Here is a 24,711-nt window from a genome sequence, read left to right on the forward strand (position 1 = left end):
TGACTTCCCCACCGCGTCAACGGGCCCATCAATGCTCGGTGTTAGCGTCCTTTTATGAGCTTCGAACCCACTGACACATCGCCGACGAGTACCCCGAAACCGGTCGCAGTCGTTGCCGGAGCATCGGGATTCATCGGCGGAGAGCTGCTCAATGCACTGAGCACTTGGGGATACACGACGCGAACGATCGGCCGCTCCCCCGCATCCGCCGATGCCACCTGGGATCGCCCTGACCTGATCGCCGAACTCATCGACGGAGCCGACCTGCTCATCAACCTCGCCGGCCGCAGTGTCGGCTGCCGGTACACGGATGCGAACCGACAGGTCATCTGGGACTCCCGCGTCGACACGACCCGCACTCTCAATGCTGCGGTGGGGGCCGCCTCGGCGCCGCCGCGCCTGTGGATCAACTCGAGCACGGCCACGATCTACCGTCATGCGATGGACCGACCACAGACCGAGGACGACGGTGACATCGGTGAGGGGTTCTCGGTCGACATCGCCAAAGCTTGGGAGAAGGAGTTCTTCTCCGGGTCACTGCCCGCGACCAGACGTGTTGCGCTGCGGATGGCGATCGTGCTCGGCGACGGAGCAGCGTTGAACATGCTGGCCACAGCCGCCAGGTTCGGAGCCGGCGGCGCACAGCATGAAGGCCGCTGGTTCCCACACCGCCGGTATCGCGGGATCGGACCGGAAGCGTCAGGGCCGACGATCTGGCGGGGACACCCGCCGACTCACGGCCGGCAGCGATTCAGCTGGGTTCATATCGAAGACGTGCTCCGCGCAATCCGGTTCATCGACGAGCATGAAGAGCTCAGCGGCCCGATCAACGCCTCTAACCCACAGGTCTCGGACAATCACTCGCTCATGAAGGCGCTGCGCAAGGCCGTACGGATGCCCATCGGGGTTCCTGCACCCAGATGGCTGCTCGAGACCGGGATGATCGTCCTGCGCCAGGAATCGGAACTCGTACTCAAGAGTCGGTGGGTACTGCCCTCACGGCTCGAAGCGGCCGGGTTCGACTTCAAGTGGACCGACATCGAGGCGGCGACGAAACAGCTGCTGCGCTGAACTCGACACCGTAAGTTCACACGCCTCAGCCGGCGGCCGCCTCGGCGGGGATTCCCTGCTCGACGCAGTCGACGCAATAGGGCTGCAGACCCTTCTCCGTGCATTCGGTGCACCGCAGGTACTGCTTGCGGCAGTCGAGGTTCGCACAGTTGACGAATTCCGGGGTCTTCTTTTCGCAGGACACGCAGTGCCCGATCGATTCGACATTGTCGCCGAATTCGACGTGCATGCGCTTGTCGAACACGTAGAGAGAGCCGTCCCAGTAGCCGGAATTGCCGAAGGTCTCGCCGTAGCGGACGATGCCGCCGTCCAGCTGGTAGACCTCCTCGAACCCGCGGTTCTTCATGAGCACGGACAGGACTTCGCAGCGGATGCCACCGGTGCAGTAGGTGACGACAGGTTTGTCCTTGAGGTCGTCGTATTTGCCGGATTCGATCTCGGCGATGAAGTCACGAGTGGTGTCCGTATCGGGGACGATCGCGTCCCGGAACTTCCCGATCTGCGCTTCCATCGCGTTGCGACCGTCGAAGAAGACAACCTCTTCGCCCCGTTCGTCGAGGAGTTTGTGCAGTGCTCCTGGCTTGAGGTGCTGGCCGCCGCCCATGACTCCGTCTTCCGTCACTTTGATCTCGTCCGGAGTGCCGAAGGTGACGAGTTCATCGCGCACCTTCACACTCAGACGGGGGAAGTCGTCCCCTTCGCCGTTCGACCACTTGATGTCCGCACCTTTGAACGGCGCATAGGACTTCGTCGCCCGAACGTACTGCTTCACTTCGAAGATGTCCCCGCCGACCGTGGCGTTGATGCCGTCCTTCGACACGATGATCCGCCCCTTGAGCCCGAGGCTCTCGGCCAGGGTATGCTGCCACAGCTTGACCGCTTCGGGGTCGGGCAGCGGAGTGAAGACATAGAACAGGACGATCTTGGGAGTTGCCATGACCCCCATTCTAATTGTGGTCATCCGGTGCTCCCCACAGATCCCCTCGCCGAGGCGGTCGACCGCGGCCGTGCCCGTTCCCAGCCGAGCCGCCTCGACCCGTGCCCGGGTACCCGTGGGCCGGCCGTGGACGCACTTCGCCCGCGCGGTGGGGTCACGGCTAAGATTGGGCGAGAGTGCCGTGTCGTATGAAAGGGCCCCTTAGAGGACATGTCGTCAAACCTCAGTTCTGCGGATTCCACGCAGGTCGATCCCACGCAGGACAATGCGAAGCAGGTCAAGGAGACGGTCGAGTTCGCTGCGGCGAACCCCGACGTCGATCAGCCCTTCGCCGATCTCGGTCTCAAAGCCGACGAATACGAGCAGATCAAGGAGATCCTCGGACGTCGCCCTACCTCGGCGGAATTGGCGATGTACTCGGTCATGTGGTCCGAGCACTGCTCGTACAAGTCGTCGAAGGTCCACCTCTCGAAGTTCGGTGACAAGGTCACCGAGGACATGAAGAAGCACCTGCTCGTCGGCATCGGCGAGAACGCCGGTGTCGTCGACATCGGTGACGGCTGGGCCGTGACGTTCAAGGTCGAAAGCCACAACAGCCCCAGCTTCGTCGAACCCCACCAGGGTGCGGCCACGGGCGTCGGCGGAATCGTCCGCGACATCATCTCCATGGGCGCCCGCCCGGTTGCCGTGATGGATCAGCTGCGTTTCGGCGCTATCGACCACCAGGACACCGCCCGTGTCCTCCACGGAGTCGTCGCCGGCATCAGCAACTACGGCAACTCACTGGGCCTTCCCAACATCGGCGGCGAAACGGTCTTCGATCCCAGCTACCAGGGCAACCCCCTGGTCAACGCCCTGGCCGTCGGAGTCATGCGCCATGAGGACATCCGACTGGCCAATGCTTCCGGCAAGGGCAACAAGGTCGTCCTCTTCGGTGCGCGTACCGGTGGCGACGGCATCGGCGGAGCCTCGATCCTCGCCTCGGAGTCCTTCGACGATACGAAGCCGTCGAAGCGTCCTGCCGTGCAGGTCGGTGACCCCTTCGCCGAGAAGGTGCTCATCGAATGCTGCCTCGAGCTCTTCCACGCCGGTGTCGTCGAAGGCATCCAGGACCTCGGCGCGGCCGGAATCTCCTGCGCCACCTCGGAGCTGGCGTCCAACGGCGACGGCGGAATGCACATCGCCCTCGACGATGTGCTGCTGCGTGACGAGACGCTGACCCCTGAGGAGATCCTCATGTCGGAGTCGCAGGAGCGCATGATGGCCGTCGTCCGTCCCGATCGGCTCGAGGAGTTCCTCGCCATCGTCGGCAAGTGGGAGGTCGAGACCTCCGTGCTCGGCGAGGTCACCGACACCGGCCGCCTCATCATCGAATGGCGCGGCGATGTCATCGTCGACGTGCCCCCGCGCTCCGTCGCCCACGATGGCCCCGTCTACAACCGCCCGATGAACGAGCCCTCGTGGACCGCCGAGGTGGCCGCGAACACCGTCGAAGCAGCGGGCCTGGCAAAGCCGGCCTCCGATGACGAACTGCGTTCGACGGTGCTGCAGCTCGCCGGTTCCCCGAACCTGGCTTCGAAGTCGTGGATCACCTCCCAGTACGACAAGTACGTTCAGGGCAACACCGCACAGGCGTTCCCCGACGATGCCGGAGTCATCCGCGTCGACGAGGAGTCCGGACTGGGCGTGGCCATCGCCACCGATGCCAACGGTCGCTACACGTTCCTCGACCCGGCCCGCGGAGCCCAGCTCGCACTGGCCGAGGCCTACCGCAATGTCACGACCTCCGGAGCCATTCCGCGTGCGGTCACCGACTGTCTGAACTTCGGTTCGCCCGAGGATCCGGCGATCATGTGGCAGTTCGCACAGGCCGTCGAAGGACTCGCCGAAGCCTGCCAGGACCTGGGCATCCCCGTCACCGGCGGCAACGTGTCCCTGTACAACCAGACCGGCGGAGTGGCCATCCACCCGACTCCGGTCGTCGGTGTGCTCGGCGTCTTCGATGACGTCACCCGCGCCACCCCGAGTGGCTGGCAGGAGCCGGGCCAGACCATCTACCTGCTCGGCACCACCGAGGCGGAGCTCGACGGTTCGGCGTGGGCCGACGTCACGGCCGACCACCTCGGCGGGGTTCCTCCGCAGTACAAGCCGGCAGCGGAGAAGGAGATCGGCGAGATCCTCATCAACTGCTCGCGTGACGGCATGATCGATGCCGCGCACGACCTGTCAGAAGGCGGTCTGTCGCAGGCGCTCGTCGAGTCCTGCCTGCGCTATGGCACGGGTGCGCGCATCTGGCTCGACGAGGTGTGCGAGCGTGACGGCGTCGACGTGTTCACCGCGCTGTTCTCCGAATCGACGGCTCGCGCGATCGTGGCCGTGCCGCGGTCGGAAGAGGTCCGCTTCAAGGACATGTGCACGGCCCGCCGGTTCCCGTTCGTGCGCATCGGCATGACCGATTCCGGCGATCCGGATCCGAGCCTCGACATCGTCGATCACTTCTCGATCGGCCTCGACGAGCTGCGTGAGACCTACGAGGGCACCCTGCCCAACCAGTTCGGCGGAAACGTTGCGGCAGTGACCGAAACCGCGGTCTGAGCGACGACCGTAAAAGCCTGACGCTGAGACGACCCCTCGGCCTCGACATGACCAGCATCAAGCGGTCTGTTCGAGGCCGAGGGGTCATTTCGTTGTCTTCCGATATCCGGCCAGCTTCGCCGGGTGCGACGGTCACGAGGGTGAGTCGTCAGGTGTCGCATCGTCGCGATTGCTGCGACGCCGGCGGTCACGAAGGGGTCCAACGATGCCCCAGGCGAGAGCGGTGAAGACCGCGACGATCACCCAATAGATCAGCCAGAAGGAATCCGCCAGGCCCGCGATCGCGATTCCGATGGCCAGCAGAACAATGGTGATCGCAGATGCGTTCAGGCAGCGCAGCCAGTACGCCAGACTGGTGCGGGTCGGAACTGCAGACAGCTCGGCCTCGCTGAGGTCCGAGTGACGACGGGCGAATCGGCGGTCGACCCGGGCAATGGCCTCCGGTCCGAACACTATGGAGAAGCCGACGTAGAACGCGGCCATTCCATTGCTGAAGTCCGACGTCGCTCCCCGGTTCAGATCGATGTAGGTCAGGACGACGATGACGATGTCGATGAGCGGAGTGGCTGCTAGGAGAACCGTCGAAACAGTTCTCCAGCGCAGAAGGTATCTCGCGCAGACTCCGGCGAGCAGAACGAACCAGAACAGTACTTCACCGGCGACGATGTAGAACAGCATCAGGTTCCTCGCTCAATTACGCGGGTTTGTCGTGTCTCTTGTTCGAAACTAGTGCCGGGTGTTGGACCAGAGCTCGGGGCCAGGTTGCCACTGGTTCTGGTAGGTCTGGGCCATCTGTTCCGTGTGCGGATGGGATTGTGGCGCGTACCCCTGCTGCGGAATCGAATTAGGTTGGCTGGTCACTGGGACCGTTCCCGATCGCACACGACCAAGCAAGTGACAGAGCCCGAGAACACCGAAGACGACGACCAGCCAGATGGCTTGGAAGACGACCGTGACCGCGACTCCCCCAGCCAAGTGAGCTGCCAGCATCTGGTTGACGACCGTGTTGAAGATATTCAGCACCACTGCGATAGCGACAGCGATGACGAGGATCCACCATCGACGGTTGCGGGCGATGTTCCACCCGCAGAACAGCGCGGACAGGTAGACCGAACTCACGGCACCTTGGACGATCGCCATGGCCAGCATCGAATCTGCCGGTCCGGCTTCGCTCATGCTCACAACCATTGACATCAATGGGCTGAGGACCAGCAGAGCAAGGCAGCCGAGCACGAAGATCGCTGCGCCGACTATCCTCCGCACCCACGTCGTATTCTTCACCAGCAGGATCGCAATCGCGCCGAGGATCAGCCGCAGGCAGCCGCCCACGATCGTTCCGACACTGTAGAGGACGAGTGAGTTCTGCTGCCCGGCCGAGAGCAAGGGCGCCAGCACAATCGCCGGGAGTCCCCCGACGACGAGAGCCGCCCAGAACAATGACCGTGCGAGCCATCCGGGATGCTGTGATCCTGCCGTACTCGAGATGACCGACGCGTCCGCTGTGGCCTGCGTGTCTACTGGTGTCGGAGGCTGCGATGGTGCCGGAGGATATCCATAGCTCATGATTCCACCCTACGGCCCATACACACGGTCCATGTAGGCAGAACTCTCACGGGCACGCGACTGAAGATGAGGTCGGGCACCAGCAGAATCTGATCGAGCGGTGGAGGCGGAGACTGTTGCCCCTCTGATCCGCCCGAGCAGGTGGAAGATGCCGAATCCGCCCACCGCGAGCAACAGGGACAATGCCACCACCACCGCCGTCATCAGCAGGGGCGGCGCGCCGAATGACACCATCGCGAAGAACATCAGCTGCTGGACCACAGCGACGATAGCGGACCAGACAAACGAGAGCAGCAGAATCCACCACCGTCGATTGCGCACAATGTTCCACGCAAGATAAGTGACGCCGAAGAACAGAGTCAGTCCTGCTGGCACGCGGATGAAGTCCGGCAGGAAGGACATCGGCAGCTGCGACCCCGCCGAAGCGAAGGGCGGCGACAGAATCGGAACGACGACCAGTGGGACGCACCAGACGATGAGCAGTGAACGCAGCCCCGTAATGAGCTGACCACTCATCATTCCAAGCAACGGGAACAGTGCCGCCAACACCGCTGAGTTCAGAGGCGGCACAATGTAGAGCGCGACTGCGAGACAGATCAGACACCTAGCGAACCAGAGCATGAGCCGGGAGAACATTTCGGTGTGGGCTGCGGCCGAAATGGAGGTGCCAGGACTGCGCAGCTGGCTCGTCTTCTGTGGGTGCGGACGCGACTGGTTCACGTCGGGACCCTGGGGCCATGTCGAACTCAGGTCTTCACTCTAGGAACTCTCGGCGGACAGCGGCTGACTATGACGTTGCAAAGCTGACACTCGTACAACGGCATCTGACATTGCCGCCCACGTACGCAGATCACTCGCGCCCACGTGACCCAAGATGACAACAGCCACACATGCGCCACTGCGAATGTGATTGCCTGAAGAAGAACGATGCGGCTTCGGCAGTTCCACGGCCACCGCATCAGAAACGCAGACGAACAACACGACCATCAAGGAAGAGGAGTCAGACATGGCGACGATTCGCACATCCCACGCGGGATCCTTACCCCGCACCCCCGAACTCATCGAGGCCAACAAGGTCAAGCAGGCGCAGAACACCGCCCGCCTGGCCGGCGAGTCCGTGTCGCAGGATCAGGAGCAGGAATTCGACGAGCTCCTCGCCGCCAGCGTCACCGACCTCGTCAAGCGCCAGAAGAACCTCGGCATCTCGCTGCCCAACGACGGCGAATACGGTCACGCCATGGCCGCCGACTTCGACTACGGCGCCTGGTGGCACTATTCATTCGCCCGCACCGGCGGGCTCGAGCTCCACGATATCGACCTCTGGGAGATCCCGGCGAACCGTTCGACCCCGGGCAATATCGTGCTCACGAGCATGCCCGACCGCCGCGATCGCAACCTCTTCCCGAACGTCTACACGGATCCGAAGGCCGGAACCGACACCGGAACCCAGCCCCAGTTCCCGAAGGCCACAGGCCCGATCAGCTACATCGGCCACGACCAGGTCAACCGCGATATCGCGAACCTCAAGGCCGGTCTGGCTGCCGCGGGCTACGACGAGCGCGCAGGCTACATCAACGCACTGTCGCCCGGTTCGGCCTCCCGCATCGCCAACGAGCACTACGCCACCGAAGAGGAGTTCATCTGGGCATGGGCCGATGTGCTGCGTGAGGAATACCTCGCCATCACCGAGGCGGGGCTGACCGTCCAGATCGACGATCCTTCCCTCGCGGAGAACTTCGACCAGATCAACCCGGAACCGTCTTTCGATGACTACCGCTCGTTCATCCAGGTCCGCGTCGATGCGCTCAACCATGCGCTGCGCGGAATCGACCCGGCTCAAGTGCGCGTGCACACCTGTTGGGGCTCCTGGCACGGACCGCACGTCACCGACCTCCCGTTCATCGAGATCGTCGACCAGGTGCTCTCGATCAATGCCGCCGGCATCACCTTCGAAGCCGCGAACGTCCGCCACGAACACGAATGGCGGATCTGGGAAGAGAAGAAGCTGCCCGAGGGCAAGTACATCATCCCCGGAATCGTCTCCCACTCGACGAACGTCGTCGAGCATCCCGAACTCGTCGCCGAACGCATCGGCCGATTCGCCAAGCTCGTCGGACCTGAGAACGTCGTCGCCTCCACCGACTGCGGTCTGGGTGGACGCGTCCACCCGGACATCGCCGTCGCGAAGCTGCAGTCCCTGACCGAAGGCGCGGAGATCGCTTCGAAGCGCTTCTGACTCAGCGCTGCAGAAACAGATAGCAACAGCAGAAGCGCCTGTCCCCTCCGCTCGGCTCTAACGCCGAACGGAGGGGACTTCTGTATCACGCCCCGCCGCCGAGCTCCTCATCGAAGCAGTCGCTCAAAGTCGGGTGGGCGAACTGGTATCCGGTTTCCTGCAGCTTCTCCGGCACCACTCTCTGATCCGCCAACGCGAGCTCCTTCGCCCCGTCACGTCCGAGCATGATCTCCGTGATGAAACCGGGCGTCGGGATCCACGCGGGCCTGCGCAGGTGACCGGCGAGAGCCTCGGCGAATTCCGCCTGCGTGACGAGCTCCGGGGCAACGGCATTGACCGGCCCACGCACGTAGTCATAGAGGACGGCGTGCACATACGACCGTGCAACATCGTCCAGGGAGATCCACGCCAAGGCCTGCTTCCCGCTGCCCAAGCGACCGCCGGCGCCGGCGAGGAACAGCGGCGCCTGCAGTTTGAGCAGACCACCCAAGGTGCTCAGGACGACTCCGGTTCGAATCGACACTCGTCTGATCCCGGCATCCTCGACACCGGCCGCAGTCTCCTCCCATTTCTGGCATACCTCGGCGAGGAATCCCTCACCGGCCGGTCCGGATTCGTCGACGGGTTCGTCTGCTTTCGCCCCGTAATAGCCGACCGCGGAGGCGCAGACGAAGACGGACGGACGTTTCGCCTCGGGCAGACCGCGCATCGTTTCGACGAGCAGCCTCGTCGAAACGATGCGCGACGACCAGATCTCATCCTTCGCGTGCTTGGTGAACCGAGTGGCGATTGGTCGTCCGCCGAGGTGGACCACCGCATCCGCCCAGGCGAGATCCCGTGGGTTGAGGATTCCCAGATCCGGATTCCAGTGCACCTCGTAGGGGAATTTCGGAGTTTCGCGGACGAGGAGCCGCACGAAATGACCGGCAGTGGAGAACAGGGCAGCGACCTGGCGCCCGATCATTCCGCTGCCGCCGGCGATGAGGATGTGCTTGCCCTTCTTCCGCGTCAGCAGGGGCGCGTTCGTGGATTCGAGGAAGTCGATGTCCATGAGCATCCGCTTGCGGCGGGCGTCGAAGGTGGCCTCAAGGTAGTGAGTGAGCCCCCAGTCGATGACGTCGAAGCCCTGCGGAGCCATGGAGAATTCGATATGGTCATCGATCTTCGTCCCGCCGGCGACCGAGGTGAACTCGTGCGTGTGCTTCCACTGGCTCAGCGGACCCTTCTTCAGCTCATCGACGAAGGAGAAACGCGACGGCCCCTCCGAATGCACCGAGCTGAATGGTCGTCGCACGAGACCGTAGGTGCCGGGCACGCTCGTCTTCACCTGCGCCACCGAGCCCGGGGCGATCGGAGGATAGCTCTCTTCGACGATCTCCTGCGCCCAGTGAGGCGAGAGCCGGGTCAGCGCTCCCGGCCGAGCATGCCAATCGAATGTGGTCTCCGCGCCGAGCGGAACTTCAGATGTCGACTCAAAGATGGTCATGGCATCCCTCCTACCTCGAATGATGCCACCGGTTTCTGAGAATGTGACCCGCAACTCACCTAAGTCCACATGAATTGTTCTCGCCGAGGCGGCTCACCCTCCCAGCCGACCTGCCGGGGCCGCCCGGCGGAGTCCGCATTCCGCATCCGCGGGTTAGAAGTGTGAGCGCCCTGATCGAAATCAGGACGCCCACACTTTGAACCAGCGAGTGCAGCGCGATCCGCTGCAGAAGCCGACGAGTCAGTCGGCGGCAGGGATCTTGCCGAAGCGGAACGCCGACCAGAAGTCTCCGCGCACGTAGCCGTGCTCCGGCTCCGGGTCGAAGTCCCAGTGGCGGACACGACCGACCTTGAGCGCATCGGCGACGAGCTGGCGGCTGCGCTGCGAACCGAGCACATGCTCCTCGAGGTGCTCGAGATCGTAACGGGACTCGAGCTGCTCGCGCATCTCCTGCAGCGGCTGGGCATAGGCCGGATCCTCGGCACGGTTGACCAGCTCATCGGGGTCCGCGGCCAGGTCGAAGAGCAGCACCGGATCGCCCGGGCAGATCGTGAGCTTGAGGTCGCCGCGGACCAGCGTGACCTGCGGACGGTAGGTGCCCTCGGCGAAGTATTCGATGACGACGTCGCGGTCCGCAGGCCCGATTTCGCCGGCGGCTTCCCGACGCGCGGACTCGAGCATCGAGGTTCCGGTCAGTCCTTCATCGATCGCCGAGGCGGCCCCCGCCTCCGCGTCTGCCGAGTCCTTCGAAGAGCCGGAGTTCTCGGCCGTGCCCTGGGCGATGTCGAGCAGGGTCGGCGCCAGGTCGACGAGGCTGACCGGGTTCGCGTACCGACCCGGAGCGATCACCTCGGCGGGTCCGTTGATGATGAGCGGGACGCGGGAGGACTGCTCGTAGGGCGACATCTTGAACCACAGCCCCTTCTCCCCCAGCATGTCGCCGTGGTCGCTCGTGACGATGATGACAGTGTTGTCCGCCAGGTCGAGTTCTTCGAGCTTGCGCCGGATCGCCCCAACGTGATCATCGATGTAGTTGACCGCCGCATAGTAGGCGCGGCGAGCCCGACGCACGTCCTCGATGCCCGGCTCGCGTTCGTCGAAGCCGCACATAGTGCGCAGGCGATGGCTGTGCGGATCCACGGCCTGATCGGGAACCTCGGGATGGGCTGGGTCCGGGATGGCCACCTCGGCGAATCGGTCCCAGTTGACCTTCGGCGGCTCGTACGGGTCGTGGGGGTGGATGAACGAGGTGACCATGAGGAACGGCTGATCGCTCCCGGCGGCCTGGTTCGCGCGCTTGCGGTCGTTGAGGTGACGCAGGGTCTTGAAGATCACCTCGTCGTCGAAGTCCTGCTGGACGTTCGCGGTCGCCGCACCGGCGGTGAACACGGGGTCGGCCTCGTGGTACCACTGCAGCTTCTGCTCCAGGGGACGGTTCCAGTCGGGCACCATGTCGAGGTCGGCCGGGTACACGTCGGTGGTCAGGCGCTCTTCGAAACCGTGGTGCTGATCAGGGCCGATGAAGTGCATCCGCCCGATCAGCGCGGTGTGGTAGCCGAGCTTGCGCAGTCGGTGGGCGAAGGTCGGCACGGAGGCCGCGAAGTCATCGCCGTTGTCCAGGCAGTCGATCTCCGAGGGCATACGTCCGGTCATCATCGATGCCCGCGACGGCGAGCACAGCGGGGTATTGCAGTACGCGCGGTCGAAGACGGCTCCGTCGGCAGCCAGGGCATCCATGTTCGGTGTCAGCGCGGCCGCATCGCCATAGGCGCCCAGGGCCTGGGCAGCCATCTGATCGGCTTGGATGACGACGATGTTCGGGGCGATCATGAGGGGTCCTCTCTGCGGTCGGAGCCGACTGCGGCTTCGGAATCGTTCGCTGGGTCCGGGTCTGATTCGGTCGCCGAGGCGGTCCCGGAGTCCGCGTCGGTCGTGGAGGCGGCGGTCGCCTCGGTGTCGGTGGATTCCTCAGTCGACGAGGATTCCTCTGAGTTCGCGGAATCGTCGTCCGGTGTCCAACCGTCGGCCCATTCGCCGGTTTCGTAGTCGAAGCCGACGGGTTCGCCGTTCTCGTCGGTGCGCTGGTACCAGTCGGTGTAGTCCTCGTGTTCGGAATCGATTCCGCCGTTCGCGCCGTCACCGGGTTCGGTGGGCACGACCTGGAGGGCAAAGTCGTCACCATAGGCATCGGCACCGGCGACCACGGCGTTGTCCACCGCGTTGAGCGCGTACTGGCGACGCAGGGCGCGCGGATCCGTGCGCAGCTCCTTGAACCAGGCGACGATGATGAAGAGCATGACGAAGGCGAACGGCACCGCGGTGACGATGACGAGCTGTTGGAGTCCTTCGAGCGCGCTGGCGTCGCCGAGGAGGAGCATCACCACGGCGATGCCCGACATCACCAGGCCCCAGAACACGACGACCCACTTCTTCGGTTCCTGATCACCACGGCTGGTGAGCATGCCCATGACCACCGAGGCGGAATCCGCGGAGGTGATGAAGAAGATCGACAGGACGATGATGACGACGAAGGGCAGCCATTCGACATACGGAAGGTTGTCGATGAGGGTGAAGAACACCTCGGGGGCTTCCATGCTGTCGGTGAAGCCCGATGCTCCGGACCGGTACATCCAGATGGAGGTTCCGCCCATGATTCCGTAGGCGACGAAGAGCAGCGTCGAGGGGATGAAGATGGTGCCGAGGATGAACTGGCGGATCGAGCGACCGCGGGAAATGCGGGCGATGAAGGTGCCGACGAACGGCGACCAGGAGATCCACCAGGCCCAGTAGTAGACGGTCCACAGGGACTGGAATTCCTGAGTCTCGGCGCCCCAGGACAGGGACCGGCCCATCATGTCGAACATCGAGCCGAGGTATTCCATGAGCGCCGAGGGCAGCAGGTTGAGCAGGTAGAGCGTGGGCCCGAGGAACAGCACGAGCGCGACGATGCCGACGGTCAGCACGATGTTGATCGACGACAGGTAGCGGATTCCCTTCGAGACGCCGGAGACCGCGGAGATGATGAAGCCGAGGGTGAGGACGAGGATGATGATGACCAGCGCATTGTTCGTCATCGGTCCCGCATCTGCGACGATGCTGACGCCCGTGCCGATCTGCATTGCTGCGATGCCGAGGGCCGCGGCCGTGCCGAAGAGAGTGGCGACGATCGCGAAGATGTCGACGAGCTTGCCGGCGAAGCCCTCGGTCTGGCGCTTGCCGAACAGAGTCTGGAAGATCGAGGACAGCAGCAGCGAACGGCCGCGACGGTAGGCGGCGTAGGCGATGGCCCCGCCGACGAGCGCGTACATCGCCCAGGCGTGGAAGCCCCAGTGGAAGTAGGTCTGGGCCATCGCACCGTGGAGCGCCTCGGTGGTCTCCGGATCATTCGTCAGCGGAGGCGGTGAGATGAAGTAGGTCAGGGGCTCGGACGGTCCGAAGAAGAGGACGCCGATGCCGATGCCCGCGGCGAAGAGCATGGCGACCCAGGAGAAGGTGCTGAACTCCGCTTTCTCCCCGTCCTTGCCCAAGGGGATCTTGCCGTACGAGGAGAACGCGAGGATGAGCAGGGAGACGAGGATGATGATCGCGACGAGGTTGAACAGCCAACCGACGTTGAGCGTGGCCCAGTCGTAGGCCGTCTGAGCGACGGTGGCAACGCTGGATGGGCTCGTGATGCCCCAGATGACGAAGGCGACGGTGAGGCCGCCGGCGATCGCGAAGATGATCTTGTCCAGCGAGTACTTGCGCCGCTGTTCGTCGATGGCGATTCCGGGCACGAGGATCGGGTGGGTGTCGTGCGGGTAGTGGCCGTGCGTATCTTCGAGATCGGCCTTCACGGGACCCCGCGGGCGGCGGTAGTCGAACTGGCCGAGGTTGCGCCCGGTCTCGCGGCCGACGCGTTTGGCGTCGTCCCTCACTCGGCGGGCATCGGCCATGATTCGCTCGCGTGGTGCACGGCGAGCCGCCTCGGTGGTGGAATCGGACTGCTGATCCGGGCCCGGATCCTGTCCGTCGGTTCGGGTGGAGTCATCTGTCATGTGTCGGTTCACACTCTTTCGATTGTTGCGGAAACCGCCGAAATCGATCGGTGCCGTGCACGGAGTCAAACGCATCATGGCCCGATGGCATGAACGCACATCGGGTACAAGTCGGAATTCAGTAGATGCGACCGGCCGGCGGTCGTCGATCAGGCAGGAGGTCTGCGGATCGGCGATCAGTGACTAAGGCTCGCCGCCCCACCAGCCGATGGCCATGGGTTCCCAGGAATCATTGGCGAAGCCACAGCTCGGGCGCTCTCGATTCGGGGTCGACCATCCGCAGCGGCGGAGGTCGTTGAATCCGAGAGGGGTCATATCTTCGGACGATAACAGCTTCCTTGAGGCTTCACAATAAATTCTCAGCAACAAGCAGGAGAACCGCTGGCCTGGTCGGCCGCTTATGGCCGAGTCAGCCAGACGTGGTCGGGGCAACCGGGTATGGCATGTGCAACCCGGTACGGCCGCGTCAGCCGATTTCGACGAGGATGACTCCGACGGTGATGAAGCCGATGCCCAGCAGCGCCTTCCGCGTCAGCGGATCCTTCCAGATCACGCGGGAGAGCAAGCAGACCAGGGCGACTCCGCAGGCCGCCCACAGACCATAGGCGACGCCGAGCGGCATCCCCTCGGCGAGGGTGCGGCCGAGGAAGAAGAAGGCCGCGGTGTAGCTGATCGCCACGGGGATGAACCAGATCTTGCGCTGCAGTCCGGCGCTCGCACGCAGGCACAGCGTGCCGGCGACTTCGCTGAGGATCGACAGTGCCAGCCACAGCCAACTCATTCGGTCACCTCCGCTCCGACGGTCTCGGATTCTTCGGGGGTGCCGGATTCGACGAGGATGACGCCGATGATGATGAGGGCGATGCCGATGATGGCGCCGATGCTCAGGAGTTCCCCGAAGAACACGATGCCGAGCACGGCGACGAGGGCGACCCCGCTGGCCGACCACGTGGCATAGACGGCGCCGAGCGGCATGCCCAGTCTCTGGGTGAGGCCGAGGATGAAGAAGGCTGTGGCGTAGAGGACGACGACCCCGGGGATCCAGACAGGGTCGGAGACCGATGCGCGCAGCATCAGGGTGGCGGCCACCTCGGCGAGGATGGCTGCGACGAGCAGCAACAGTCGTTTCAAGTTCATTCGGTCACCTCCGTCTCAGTATCGGTAGACGTTTCTTCAGCAGCACCGTCGGACATCTGCTCAGCGGCGTCGATGAGCGAGAGGGCGTGTCGGCACACGGCCGTGAGGTCATCGGAGGGAAACACTCCGGTGGCTTCGGACATCCACGCACCGTCGGCACAGAACCGGGCCGCGGTCAGCAGAGACACCGCGCGTGGGTCGAGTCCGGTGGTGTCGAACCACGGGCCGAGGTGTTCACTCCAGGCCCGCGACAGCTTCGGGTGATAGAGCGCATCGGAGAAGATCCAGTAGTCGGCGCGGGAGACCTCAGCGGTGGTGGCCACGGTGACGTAGGCACGGTGCCGGTCGAAGCTCGTCAGGTCCTGACTCGATTGCCCGGTGTGCTTGCACAGTCGCTGCGCCCATTCTTCGGCGGCGTGGTCGACGAGCCCGAGCATGAGCGCTTCCTTCGACGGGAAGTGATACATCAGACCCGGCTTCGTCAGCCCAGCCTTCTGCGCGACCGACTCGAGTGAGATGGTCACACCCTGCACCGAATCATGCGACTCAGCCAGAGCCTTCGCCGCTTCGAGAATCCGCATCCGTCCATCACTTGCCATACCGCTACTTTACCAACCGGTTGGTAAAGTAGCCAAAGCAAAACAAGAGGGCGGCCCGCACCTTGTCGGTGCGAACCGCCCCTCGTTCTCGCCTGCAGGCCGTCGATCTGGCCGCGCGCGAATTCTCAGCTCAGTTGAGCAGCGCCCGGTCGCCCAGAGTCGCTCCCTTGAGTTTCGAGAATTCACCGAGCAGGGTCTCGACGGTCAGGTCCTTCTTCTCCTCGGCCGAAGCCTGGTAGATGATCCGTCCTTCGTGCATCATGATCAGCCGGTTGCCCAGCGCGATCGCCTGCTCCATATTGTGCGTGACCATAAGTGTGGTCAGCCCGTCGGCTTCGACGATCTTCTTCGTCAGGGCCGACACCAGGGCGGCACGCTGCGGGTCAAGAGCGGCAGTGTGCTCGTCGAGCAGCAGGATCCGCGGCTGGGTGAATCCGGCCATGAGCAGGCTCAGCGCCTGCCTCTGACCACCGGAGAGCAGCCCGACCTTCGTCTTCAGCCGGTTCTCCAGGCCGAGTTCGAGAGTGGCCAGCTCGTCCTTGAAGTGTTCGCGCCGCTCCGAGGTGGTCCCCCGCCCCAGCCCACGCGGCTTTCCGCGCTTGAGCGCAAGCGAGAGGTTCTGTTCGATCGTGAGGTCCGGAGCGGTGCCGGCCATCGGGTCCTGGAAGACTCGCCCCAGGTATTTCGCCCGTTTGTACTCGGGCATCTTCGATACCTCGGCGCCGTCGATGGTGATCGAACCCGTGTCGATGGGCAGACGTCCGGAGATGGTGTTGAGCAGCGTCGACTTTCCGGCGCCGTTGGAACCGATGACGGTGACGAAGTCGGATTCGTCGAGTTCGAGCGAGAGCCCTTGCAGCGCCTTGCGTTCGTTGACGGTGCCCGGGAAGAAGGTCTTCGAGATGTTGTCGATCTTGAGCATGGGTCTCAGATCTCCTTCCCGGCTCGGGCGCCGGTGGCCCCGGCGGGGATATCGGCGACTTCGGCCGGGTCCTTCATATCGGTCGTTCCCGCCGGCACCGAGGCGGCCGCGCGGTTTCCGCGTCCGCGCAGTGAGGGGATCCGCTTGAGGAAGCCCCATCTGGGCAGCAGAAGTGCGATGACGACGAGCAGTGCGGTCGTCAGCTTCATATCGTTCGTATCGAGGCCGGCGCGCAGAGCGAGGAAGATGATGAGTCGGTAGAAGACCGATCCGAGCAGTGCGCCGAGGCTGGCCATGAAGATGTTGCGGCTGCCGAAGACGGCCTGGCCGAGGATGACCGAGGCGAGTCCGACGAGAATGAGGCCGATGCCCATGCTGATATCGGAGAATCCCTGGTATTGGGCGATGAGTGCGCCGCAGAGGGCGACGAATCCGTTCGACAGCGCCAGGGTGAGCATCGTCGAGTTGTCTGTGTTCACGCCGAGGCTGCGGATCATCTCTTTGTTGTTGCCGGTCGCCTGGATGGCCAGACCGAGATCAGTAGTGAGGAACCAGTCGATGGCGAATTTGAGGATGAGGGCGAACACGAGCAGGATCGCAATCGATGCCCAGCCGCCCATGAGCATGTTCTCGCGCAGCGGGGTGAACACTGTGTCCTCTCGCAGGAGCGGCAGGTTCGCCTTCCCCATGATCCGGAGGTTGATCGACCACAAGCCGATCATCGTGAGGATTCCAGCGAGCAGTCCGTCGATGCCGCCCTTCGTATGGAGCAGGCCGGTGATGTAGCCGGCGATGAGTCCCGCGCCGATTGCGGCGAGAGTGGCCAGGAAGGGGTTGACCCCGGCGATGATGAGGGAGGCTGCGGTGGCGCCGCCCGTGGTGAAGCTTCCGTCGACGGTGAGGTCGGGGAAGTTGAGGACCTTGAAGGTCAGATAGACCCCGAGCGCCATCGCGCCGTAGATGAGCCCGAGCTCCAATGCTCCGAACATGGGTTTCCGTTCATTTCTGGTGTGTGGTTCGTGGTGGCCCCGAGGTCGTCGGCGGGAGCGCCGGCGGCCTCGGGGCCGGTGACGTCGGTGCGGTCGGAGAAGTCAGGACTCCACGCACCGGGTCACAGGGTGTGACTGGTGTCGGTTACTCGATGACCTTGTCGGCTTCATCGACGAGCTTCTTCGGAATCTCGACGCCCTGGGCCTTGGCAGCCTTCGGGTTGACGACGAGTTCGAGGTTAGAGCTGGTCTCGACGGGCATCTCGGCGGGCTTCTTTCCGTCCTGGAGGATCTTCAGAGCCATTTCACCGGTCTGTTCACCGAGCTTCGTGTAGTCGATGCCGCGGGTGATCGCCGCACCGGATTCGACTTGGCCGGCTTCCGACCCGACGAGCAGAGCCTTGTTCTTCTCTGCCGCCTGGACCATCGTCGACACTGCCGAGACCACGTTGTTGTCGGTGGGCACGTAGTAGGCGTCGACCTTGCCGAGCGAGTCCACTGCCTGAGCGAGTTCGCCCGAGTTCGCGATCGTCGCTTCCTTGATCTTCACGTCGAGGCCCTTTGCGGCCTTCTTCGCGAGATCGACCTGCACCTGCGAGTTGACCTCACCGGAGCTGTAGACGATGCCGACGGTCTTCGCATCGGGCTTGACGTCCTTGACCAGCTTCAGCTGCTCTTCGACCGGGTTGAGGTCGGAGGTGCCGGTGACGTTGCCGCCGGGCTTGTCGTTGGAGTCGACGAGTCCGGCTTCTTCGGCGTCGGTGACGGCGGTGAAGAGCACGGGCTTGTCGGAGATCGCCTGAGCTGCGGCCTGGGCGGCCGGGGTAGCGACAGCCAGAACCAGGTCGAGGTCGTCGCTGGCGAACTGCTGGGCGATCGAGGTCGCATTGGCCTGTTCGCCCTGGGCGTTCTGCACATCCCATTCGACGTCGACGCCGGCGTCCTCGAAGGACTTCTTGAAGCCTTCGGTGGCGGCGTCGAGCGCCGGGTGCTGCACGAGCTGCGAGACGCCGATGGAGAACGAATCGCCTTCGCCGCCTCCGCTCTCACCGCCGCCGCAGGCCGAAACCGCAAGAATCGAACCGACTGCCACCATCGCTGTGGCTACTTTCCTGAGACGCATTCTTCTCCCTTTCGGAATTTCGGTCCGCCGGTGCGGATCCGTCACGAATTCTGCATTCGGCACCGTTTTCCCTCGCGCGCAAGGAAATGACGGCAATGCAGATGAATGATGCGCCGCCTTCACCCAGACCGTTCTGAGATCATGACGCGCATCACGTCGAATGTGATGATATCCACTGTATGGCCCGGCACTGACACCGGGTGCCGAATCCGGGTTTTGGAGACAATCGTCCCAGTATCGTTATCTGCGGCGACAGACGTCCCCTCAGGCCTCGATTTCGATATCCGATCGTCCCAGCACATCGAGGATCCATGCGTACTCGAAGGCGATCTCCTTCCAGGCGTCATACCGCCCGGAGGCTCCCCCGTGCCCGGCGACCATTTCGGTCTTGAGCAGGGCGTTCGCACCGACCTCGCGGAGTCGGGCGACCCATTTCGCGGGTTCGACGTAGAGGACTCGGGTGTCGTTGAGCGAGGTCACGGCCAAGATCTGCGGGTAAGCCGCCTCGGTGACGTTTTCGTAGGGAGAGTACGAGCGCATGTACTCGTAGACCTCCGGATCATGGAGCGGGTCGCCCCACTCCTCCCATTCGATGACGGTCAGCGGCAGCTCGGGCATGAGGATCGAAGTCAGCGCGTCGACGAAGGGCACTTCGGCGCTGATTCCGGCGAAGAGCTCAGGCGCCATATTCGCAATCGCGCCCATGAGCAGTCCGCCGGCCGATCCGCCGCTGGCCACGAGCCGGTCCGGGCTCGTCCATCCGGTGTCGATGAGGTGGCGGGCGACGTCGATGAAGTCGGTGAACGTGTTCTTCTTCGCCGTGGTCTTGCCCTGGTCGTACCAGTGTCGGCCCATTTCTCCGCCGCCGCGCACGTGGGCGATGGCGAAGACGACGCCCCGGTCGAGCAGCGACAGCCGCGAGACCGAGAAGTACGGGTCCATGCTCGCTTCGTAGGAGCCGTACCCGTAGAGGAGCAGCGGTGCCGGCTCGACTTTCGCCGAGGCGGCCCCGCCGTTCATCTCGTCCGCACCGTCGCCTGTCCCCGCCGTCGCCGAGGCAGTGCCGCCGTCGAATCGGTGAAGATCCTTGCGGAATACGACCGAGACCGGGATATCGGTGCCGTCTGCGGCCTTCGCCCATAGGAGGGTTTCGGTGTAGTCGTCCAGATCGACCGATCCGAGAACTGGCTGACGCTTGAGAACCGTGTCAGTGCCGTCTGCGACCCTGTGGGAATAGATCACGGCGGGTGTGGACATGGAGGTGAAATGCAGTCGGATGCTCGCCTGCTCGAACTCGGGGTTGTTGCCCACATAGAGTGACCCGGTCTCCCGACCGAAGGGCAGCTCCTGCAGCGGAGCGAACGGAGAGGAGGAGTCCCCCAAGCGAATGATGCCGACGCGTGCGAAGCCGCCGCGACGGTAGCTGAGCACGATGAAGTCGGCGAAGGCGTCGACGTCTTCGATGCGCAGATCGTTGATGCTCAGCTCGCCGTCAGTGCCTGCACCGGATTCGGTGACGATGACGTCGCGGCCGGGTGCGGTCGGGTCGGCGACGGGAACGTCGACGAGGTCGAAGTCGGCGCGGTTGCGATTGTGGGTGATGAAGAATCGGTCTTCACCGCCGATGACGGCGTGCTCGACGTTGTATTCGACTCCGTCGACCCGGGGCCAGATCTCCTGCGGTTCGGCTTCGAGATCGTCGGCGCTGATGCTCCAGTATCCGGTGGTCGTCTTCGATCCGGTGACGACGAACATCATCCGGCCCGAGCGCGAGAAGCCCGATCCGACGAAGAAGCGCTCATCGGGTTCGTGGAAGATGCACACATCGTCGCTGCTGTCGGTGCCGACGACGTGGCGCCACACTTTCTCCGGTCGCCAAGCGTCGTCAACGGTGGTGTAGAAGACGTAGCGTCCGCTCGGGTCGAGCGAGGCTCCGGCGAAGGTGCCGTCGATCGTGTCGGCGAGGTCGTCTCCCGTGATGAGGTCGCGGACGTGGAGGGTGTAGCGTTCGTCGCCGGTGGTGTCGACGCCGTAGAGGAGTCGGCTGCCGTCGTCGGAGAGTGAGAAGGAGCCGAGGGAGAAGAACTCCTGACCTTCGGCGGCGATGTTCGAGTCGAAGACGACTTCCTCTCCGGGCAGAGGCTCTTCGCCGACCTCCGGCGGGGTCCAGTCGTCGGGGTCCGAGACGGGGATCCGGACGCTGATTCCGTAGTCGAGTCCTGCTTTCGTGCGGGAGAAGTACCAGTAGCTCCCGCGCCGGTTGGGCACGGACATATCAGTCTCTTTGATGCGCGTCTTGATCTCGGTGAAGATCGAGTTCTGGAGGCCTTCGAGGTGAGCGGTCTGCGCGCTGGTCCAGGCGTTCTCCGCTTCGAGGTGGGCGATGACCTCGGGCGATTCCTTCTCACGCATCCACTCGTAGTCGTCGATGAAAGTGTGGCCGTGATGAGTGCGCTCGAATGGGACCTTCTTCGCCACCGGCGCCGATGTCGGAGTCGCGGTCGTCGAGGTTGCGGAGTCGTTGCCGGAATTTTCGCTCATGACGCCAGCCTATCCGCCGTCCCACGAACACCCGCACCTCGTCACTGCCTCACCCCTCGACACCACCAGGTGAGCAGAATGCACTCAACGCGCGCAATGAGCAGAAAGCGCAGAGTGAGCACAAGCACGCCGTTGACACTCAGCAACCTCTAAGGTGAGTCTCACATCACACCTGCCTTCAAAGGAGAAGTCCGTGCCAAAGGCGCCACCTCCCGAGGATTCCGTGTCGGAATCCTCTCATCCTTCGCGACGAACCTTCGGTCGCATCGCCTACGGGGCGATCGCCTTGGCGGCGATCGGAACGGCGACGACCTACTCGGTCAAGGCCGCCTCGGCGAAGGGTGACCTGTCATCGAATCTCACCCTCATCGCTCCGGCCGGCGCCGGCGGCGGCTGGGACGGGTTCGCTCGCGAGACCCAGCAGGCCATGCGCGTCGAGCGGCTCGCGAACAACGCCCAGGTCGTCAACATCCCGGGTGCCGGCGGCACCATCGGGCTCGGCAAATTCTCGACCATGCACGGTCAGGCGGACACGATCCTGGCCACCGGCACCGCCATGGTCGGCGGAATCGCCCTGAACAAGTCACCGGTCGGCTTCGACAACACGACTCTGCTCGCCCGAGTGGCCGAGGACTATGACGTACTCATCGCCGCCGCCGATTCTCCGCACAACACGATCGACGATGTCATCGGCGCGTGGAAGAAGGATCCGAAGGGATTCGTGTGGACGGGCGGTTCGGCCGGCTCGGTCGACCATCTGACCATCGCTCAGCTGGCGCTGCTCGGCGGGATCTCCGCCTCGGACATCACCTACATTCCGAAGTCCGGCGGCGGTGAAGCCATCCAGACTCTGCTTTCGGGCACCACCGATTTCGCCTCCTGCGGCTTCAACGAGGTCTCCGACCAGATCGAGGCCGGACGCGTCAAAGCCATCGGCGTGGCTGCACCCAAACGCATCGAGGGCTTCGACGACGTGCCGACCATGTCCGAACAGGGCTACGAGGTCACGCTGACGAACTGGCGCGGCTGGCTCGGAGCACCGGATATCACCGGCGACGACTCCGCTCAGCTCCTCGAGATCCTGCAGAAGACCCGTGACAGTGCGGCGTGGAAGGACGCCCTCGATCGGAACAAGTGGACCGACGTGTGGCAGACCGGCGAGGAATTCGCGGAGTTCATCAAGGAGGACAGCTCCCGAGTGGAGAAGCTGCTGAAGGAGTTGGGACTGTGAGCGCACAGACGACGGCGAAGACGGAGCGGACGGGCCACCTCGGCGCGGGCACCTGGTGGCAGGGACGGTCAGGGCTCATCGTCCCCCTCATCATGGGGGCGTTCTCGACCTATCTGCTCATCGGCATCCTCACCATGGAGGTGCCTGCGGATGCGGACAAACCTGGCCCGCAGTTCTTCCCGACGATCATCATGCTCGTCGGCTACGCGCTGACGATTATGCTGGTCATCGCCTATATCCGCAATCCCGAACCCGTCGATGTCGACGATGAGCTGCCGGCCGCGGCCGAGGAGGACAAGGCGTTCTCGACTCCGGTCACGTCGGCGGTCTCGGCCTCTCGACTCTCTCCTCACGAAGAAGACGAGCCGGAGAAGGATCGAGCAGCTCTGGCCGCGGCGCGCAAAGCAGATGCGAAGCATCGCACGCACAGTGACTTCGTGTCCCTGGCCTGGGGCGCCGGCGGGTTCGCGGCGTTCGCGTTCCTCCTCGAATTCGCCGGATGGATCATCGCCGCAGCCCTGCTGTTCTGGTGCGTGGCCCGGTCGATGGGCTCGAAGAAGCCGCTGTTCGACCTCACTCTGGCACTGACGTTCTCGTCCCTGGTCTACATCGCCTTCGCGGTGCTGCTGGGGCTCAATCTTCCTTCGGGAATTCTGGGAGGTGGCTTCTGATATGGACGCCCTCATGTCCCTCTTCGAAGGGTTCACACACGCTCTGACGCCGATGAACCTGCTGTGGGTCCTCGTCGGCTGCTTCCTCGGCACCGCCGTCGGTGTGCTGCCGGGCCTCGGGTCGTCGATGGCCGTGGCACTGCTGCTTCCGATGACCTTCGCTCTGGATCCCACGGGTGCGTTCATCATGTTCGCCGGCGTCTACTTCGGTGGGCTCTTCGGCGACTCGACGATGGCCATCCTCATGAACACACCGGGCCAGGCCTCTGCGATCGCCTCGACGTTCGAAGGCCACAAGATGGCCAAGTCAGGGCGCGCCCCACAGGCTCTGGCTACGGCCGCGATCGGCGCGTTCATCGGCGGGTTCATCTCCTGCTTCCTCGTCGTCTTCGTCGCACCGGCTCTGGCCGACCTGTCGACGAGCTTCGGCCCGGCCGAGTTCTTCGCCCTCGCGCTCTTCGCCTTCGTCGCCACCTCCTCGGTGGTCGCCGATTCGGTGCTCAAGGGGCTCACTGCTCTGGTGCTGGGCATCGGCATCACCGTCATCGGCATCGACTCGGTCTCGGGCACGGAGCGGTTCACGCTCGGCGTCCCCGAGCTCTTCGACGGCGTCTCCCTGGTCACGGTGACCGTGGGTGTGCTCGCCCTCGGCGAGGTGTTCTTCATCGCCTCTCGCATCCGCCGTCAGACCAAGGACAACACGATCAACTCCTCGGGTCGTCCGTTCCTCTCGCGCAAGGAGGTCGGCGAGGCGCTGCCGGCATGGCTGCGCGGAACCGCGATCGGTCTGCCCTTCGGCGTCATCCCCGTCGGCGGTGCCGATGTTCCGACGTTCATGGCCTACGGTTTGGAGCGCAAGCTCGATTCCCGCCGGAAGGATCCGCAGTTCGGCAAGGGTGCGATCCGTGGTCTTGCCGCCCCCGAGGCGGCCGGATCGGCGACGACGGGCATCGCCATGGGCGCCCTGCTGGCACTGGGTCTGCCGATCTCGGCGACGGCGGCGATCATGTTGGCTGCCTTCCGTCAGTACGGCATCCAGCCCGGGCCGCTGCTCTTCGACCGCTCCCCCGAGCTGGTCTGGGGTCTGCTTGCGAGCTTCTTCGTCGCGATGATCGTCCTGCTCATCATCAACCTGCCGTTCGCTCCGCTGTGGGCGAAGCTGCTGAAGATCCCGGACCCGTACCTCTACGGCGGCATCGCCGTCTTCTGCGGACTGGGCATCTATGCGACTTCCGCCTCGACGTTCGAGCTGCTCATCCTCTTGGGCATCGGTGTGCTGAGCTTCGTGCTCAAGCGCTACGGTGTGCCGTTGGCGCCGCTGATGATCGGCATGGTGCTCGGGCCCTTGGCCGAGTCGAACCTGCGCGATGCTCTGCTGGCCGCCGGCGGTGATGCGTCGACTCTGGTGTCGTCGCCGATCACGATCGTCATCTACGTCGTGCTCATCGCTGCTCTCGTCTACACCGGCATCGGCCGAGTGCTGGCCCGAAAGCGCCAGAGGCAGGCGACGTCAGGAGCATCGAACTCCACAGAGTCGATCAGCCTCTGACCCAGCGGCGGCACCTGGCCGTCG

The 24,711-nt window shown here is 64.1% G+C and carries 20 protein-coding genes; 6 read left to right on the top strand and 14 right to left on the bottom strand.

From position 1 onward, the window contains the following. Positions 1 to 54: 54 nt before the first annotated feature. Complete coding sequence (locus tag BEP01S_RS00005) at positions 55 to 1,071, top strand: epimerase (protein WP_062239017.1); 1,017 nt, start codon at positions 55 to 57, stop codon at positions 1,069 to 1,071. A 25-nt stretch (positions 1,072 to 1,096) separates the two neighbouring features. Here BEP01S_RS00005 and trhO read toward each other — a convergent pair whose 3' ends face one another. Beyond that, complete coding sequence (trhO, locus tag BEP01S_RS00010; protein WP_039209475.1) at positions 1,097 to 2,008, bottom strand: oxygen-dependent tRNA uridine(34) hydroxylase TrhO; 912 nt, start codon at positions 2,006 to 2,008, stop codon at positions 1,097 to 1,099. Between the two features lie 210 nt (positions 2,009 to 2,218). Between trhO and purL the strand changes: the two genes are divergently transcribed. After that, positions 2,219 to 4,603: a phosphoribosylformylglycinamidine synthase subunit PurL gene (purL, locus tag BEP01S_RS00015; protein WP_062239019.1), complete on the top strand. Its 2,385-nt coding sequence runs from the start codon at positions 2,219 to 2,221 to the stop codon at positions 4,601 to 4,603. Between the two features lie 132 nt (positions 4,604 to 4,735). Here the strand turns inward: purL and BEP01S_RS00020 are convergent, their stop codons facing one another. Genes BEP01S_RS00020 through BEP01S_RS00030 form a run of 3 tightly spaced genes read right to left on the bottom strand, consistent with a single transcriptional unit; the run spans position 4,736 to position 6,886 of the window. Next, a complete protein-coding gene (locus tag BEP01S_RS00020; protein WP_062239021.1) occupies positions 4,736 to 5,281 on the bottom strand; it encodes a hypothetical protein in 546 nt (181 codons plus the stop codon). 48 nt (positions 5,282 to 5,329) lie between these two features. After that, complete coding sequence (locus tag BEP01S_RS00025) at positions 5,330 to 6,166, bottom strand: hypothetical protein (protein ID WP_157070464.1); 837 nt, start codon at positions 6,164 to 6,166, stop codon at positions 5,330 to 5,332. Between the two features lie 9 nt (positions 6,167 to 6,175). After that, complete coding sequence (locus tag BEP01S_RS00030; protein WP_157070465.1) at positions 6,176 to 6,886, bottom strand: hypothetical protein; 711 nt, start codon at positions 6,884 to 6,886, stop codon at positions 6,176 to 6,178. Positions 6,887 to 7,172: 286 nt separating this feature from the next. Between BEP01S_RS00030 and BEP01S_RS00035 the strand changes: the two genes are divergently transcribed. Beyond that, on the top strand, positions 7,173 to 8,402 hold the full coding sequence (locus tag BEP01S_RS00035) for a cobalamin-independent methionine synthase II family protein (protein ID WP_062239403.1): 1,230 nt from the start codon (positions 7,173 to 7,175) through the stop codon (positions 8,400 to 8,402). Between the two features lie 85 nt (positions 8,403 to 8,487). Here BEP01S_RS00035 and BEP01S_RS00040 read toward each other — a convergent pair whose 3' ends face one another. The 10 genes from BEP01S_RS00040 to BEP01S_RS00085 all read right to left on the bottom strand — a co-directional run bounded on the left by BEP01S_RS00040 (position 8,488) and on the right by BEP01S_RS00085 (position 21,236). Beyond that, entirely contained in the window at positions 8,488 to 9,888 is a 1,401-nt protein-coding gene (locus tag BEP01S_RS00040; protein WP_062239027.1) for a TIGR01777 family oxidoreductase, read from the bottom strand. Positions 9,889 to 10,128: 240 nt separating this feature from the next. Then, positions 10,129 to 11,718 (bottom strand): choline-sulfatase, encoded by a 1,590-nt coding sequence (betC, locus tag BEP01S_RS00045; protein WP_062239029.1) that lies wholly within the window; start codon positions 11,716 to 11,718, stop codon positions 10,129 to 10,131. Next, positions 11,715 to 13,925 (bottom strand): BCCT family transporter, encoded by a 2,211-nt coding sequence (locus BEP01S_RS00050; protein ID WP_062239405.1) that lies wholly within the window; start codon positions 13,923 to 13,925, stop codon positions 11,715 to 11,717. Before BEP01S_RS00050 ends, betC begins: the two co-directional genes overlap by 4 nt. 466 nt (positions 13,926 to 14,391) lie before the next feature. Beyond that, positions 14,392 to 14,706 (bottom strand): DMT family transporter, encoded by a 315-nt coding sequence (locus BEP01S_RS00055; RefSeq protein ID WP_062239032.1) that lies wholly within the window; start codon positions 14,704 to 14,706, stop codon positions 14,392 to 14,394. Next, a complete protein-coding gene (locus tag BEP01S_RS00060) occupies positions 14,703 to 15,062 on the bottom strand; it encodes a DMT family transporter (protein WP_062239035.1) in 360 nt (119 codons plus the stop codon). Before BEP01S_RS00060 ends, BEP01S_RS00055 begins: the two co-directional genes overlap by 4 nt. Beyond that, positions 15,059 to 15,661, bottom strand: coding sequence for a TetR/AcrR family transcriptional regulator (locus BEP01S_RS00065; RefSeq protein WP_083532380.1), 603 nt, complete (start codon positions 15,659 to 15,661; stop codon positions 15,059 to 15,061). Before BEP01S_RS00065 ends, BEP01S_RS00060 begins: the two co-directional genes overlap by 4 nt. A gap of 130 nt (positions 15,662 to 15,791) precedes the next feature. Beyond that, the gene (locus tag BEP01S_RS00070) at positions 15,792 to 16,583 is read right to left on the bottom strand and encodes an ABC transporter ATP-binding protein (protein WP_039209292.1); all 792 of its coding nucleotides are present in this window, start codon (positions 16,581 to 16,583) and stop codon (positions 15,792 to 15,794) included. A 5-nt stretch (positions 16,584 to 16,588) separates the two neighbouring features. Then, a complete protein-coding gene (locus BEP01S_RS00075) occupies positions 16,589 to 17,572 on the bottom strand; it encodes an ABC transporter permease (RefSeq protein ID WP_062239038.1) in 984 nt (327 codons plus the stop codon). 145 nt (positions 17,573 to 17,717) lie between these two features. Further along, on the bottom strand, positions 17,718 to 18,695 hold the full coding sequence (locus BEP01S_RS00080; RefSeq protein ID WP_062239041.1) for an ABC transporter substrate-binding protein: 978 nt from the start codon (positions 18,693 to 18,695) through the stop codon (positions 17,718 to 17,720). Positions 18,696 to 18,959: 264 nt separating this feature from the next. Next, complete coding sequence (locus tag BEP01S_RS00085) at positions 18,960 to 21,236, bottom strand: S9 family peptidase (RefSeq protein WP_062239043.1); 2,277 nt, start codon at positions 21,234 to 21,236, stop codon at positions 18,960 to 18,962. A 193-nt stretch (positions 21,237 to 21,429) separates the two neighbouring features. Here BEP01S_RS00085 and BEP01S_RS00090 point away from each other — a divergent pair, with 193 nt between their 5' ends. Genes BEP01S_RS00090 through BEP01S_RS00100 form a run of 3 tightly spaced genes read left to right on the top strand, consistent with a single transcriptional unit; the run spans position 21,430 to position 24,687 of the window. Continuing rightward, positions 21,430 to 22,467, top strand: a complete 1,038-nt coding sequence (locus BEP01S_RS00090) for a Bug family tripartite tricarboxylate transporter substrate binding protein (RefSeq protein WP_083532381.1) — start codon at positions 21,430 to 21,432, stop codon at positions 22,465 to 22,467. Then, the gene (locus BEP01S_RS00095; protein WP_062239051.1) at positions 22,464 to 23,138 is read left to right on the top strand and encodes a tripartite tricarboxylate transporter TctB family protein; all 675 of its coding nucleotides are present in this window, start codon (positions 22,464 to 22,466) and stop codon (positions 23,136 to 23,138) included. The genes BEP01S_RS00090 and BEP01S_RS00095 overlap by 4 nt, the downstream gene beginning before the upstream one ends. A gap of 1 nt (position 23,139) precedes the next feature. After that, positions 23,140 to 24,687 carry a tripartite tricarboxylate transporter permease gene (locus BEP01S_RS00100; protein WP_062239054.1) on the top strand — a complete coding sequence of 516 codons (1,548 nt, stop codon included), beginning with the start codon at positions 23,140 to 23,142 and terminating at the stop codon, positions 24,685 to 24,687. Positions 24,688 to 24,711 lie beyond the last annotated feature (24 nt).

Origin of the sequence: Brevibacterium epidermidis NBRC 14811 (assembly GCF_001570805.1) — a bacterium.
Lineage (GTDB): Bacteria > Actinomycetota > Actinomycetes > Actinomycetales > Brevibacteriaceae > Brevibacterium > Brevibacterium epidermidis.

Bases quoted from the DNA above. Each gene is read 5' to 3' on its own strand.
- BEP01S_RS00005 (WP_062239017.1), top strand. From the start codon at position 55: ATGAGCTTCGAACCCACTGACACATCGCCGACGAGTACCCCGAAACCG.
- trhO (WP_039209475.1), bottom strand. From the start codon at position 2,008: ATGGCAACTCCCAAGATCGTCCTGTTCTATGTCTTCACTCCGCTGCCC.
- purL (WP_062239019.1), top strand. From the start codon at position 2,219: ATGTCGTCAAACCTCAGTTCTGCGGATTCCACGCAGGTCGATCCCACG.
- BEP01S_RS00020 (WP_062239021.1), bottom strand. From the start codon at position 5,281: ATGCTGTTCTACATCGTCGCCGGTGAAGTACTGTTCTGGTTCGTTCTG.
- BEP01S_RS00025 (WP_157070464.1), bottom strand. From the start codon at position 6,166: ATGAGCTATGGATATCCTCCGGCACCATCGCAGCCTCCGACACCAGTA.
- BEP01S_RS00035 (WP_062239403.1), top strand. From the start codon at position 7,173: ATGGCGACGATTCGCACATCCCACGCGGGATCCTTACCCCGCACCCCC.
- BEP01S_RS00040 (WP_062239027.1), bottom strand. From the start codon at position 9,888: ATGACCATCTTTGAGTCGACATCTGAAGTTCCGCTCGGCGCGGAGACC.
- betC (WP_062239029.1), bottom strand. From the start codon at position 11,718: ATGATCGCCCCGAACATCGTCGTCATCCAAGCCGATCAGATGGCTGCC.
- BEP01S_RS00050 (WP_062239405.1), bottom strand. From the start codon at position 13,925: ATGACAGATGACTCCACCCGAACCGACGGACAGGATCCGGGCCCGGAT.
- BEP01S_RS00055 (WP_062239032.1), bottom strand. From the start codon at position 14,706: ATGAGTTGGCTGTGGCTGGCACTGTCGATCCTCAGCGAAGTCGCCGGC.
- BEP01S_RS00060 (WP_062239035.1), bottom strand. From the start codon at position 15,062: ATGAACTTGAAACGACTGTTGCTGCTCGTCGCAGCCATCCTCGCCGAG.
- BEP01S_RS00065 (WP_083532380.1), bottom strand. From the start codon at position 15,661: ATGGCAAGTGATGGACGGATGCGGATTCTCGAAGCGGCGAAGGCTCTG.
- BEP01S_RS00070 (WP_039209292.1), bottom strand. From the start codon at position 16,583: ATGCTCAAGATCGACAACATCTCGAAGACCTTCTTCCCGGGCACCGTC.
- BEP01S_RS00075 (WP_062239038.1), bottom strand. From the start codon at position 17,572: ATGTTCGGAGCATTGGAGCTCGGGCTCATCTACGGCGCGATGGCGCTC.
- BEP01S_RS00080 (WP_062239041.1), bottom strand. From the start codon at position 18,695: ATGCGTCTCAGGAAAGTAGCCACAGCGATGGTGGCAGTCGGTTCGATT.
- BEP01S_RS00085 (WP_062239043.1), bottom strand. From the start codon at position 21,236: ATGAGCGAAAATTCCGGCAACGACTCCGCAACCTCGACGACCGCGACT.
- BEP01S_RS00100 (WP_062239054.1), top strand. From the start codon at position 23,140: ATGGACGCCCTCATGTCCCTCTTCGAAGGGTTCACACACGCTCTGACG.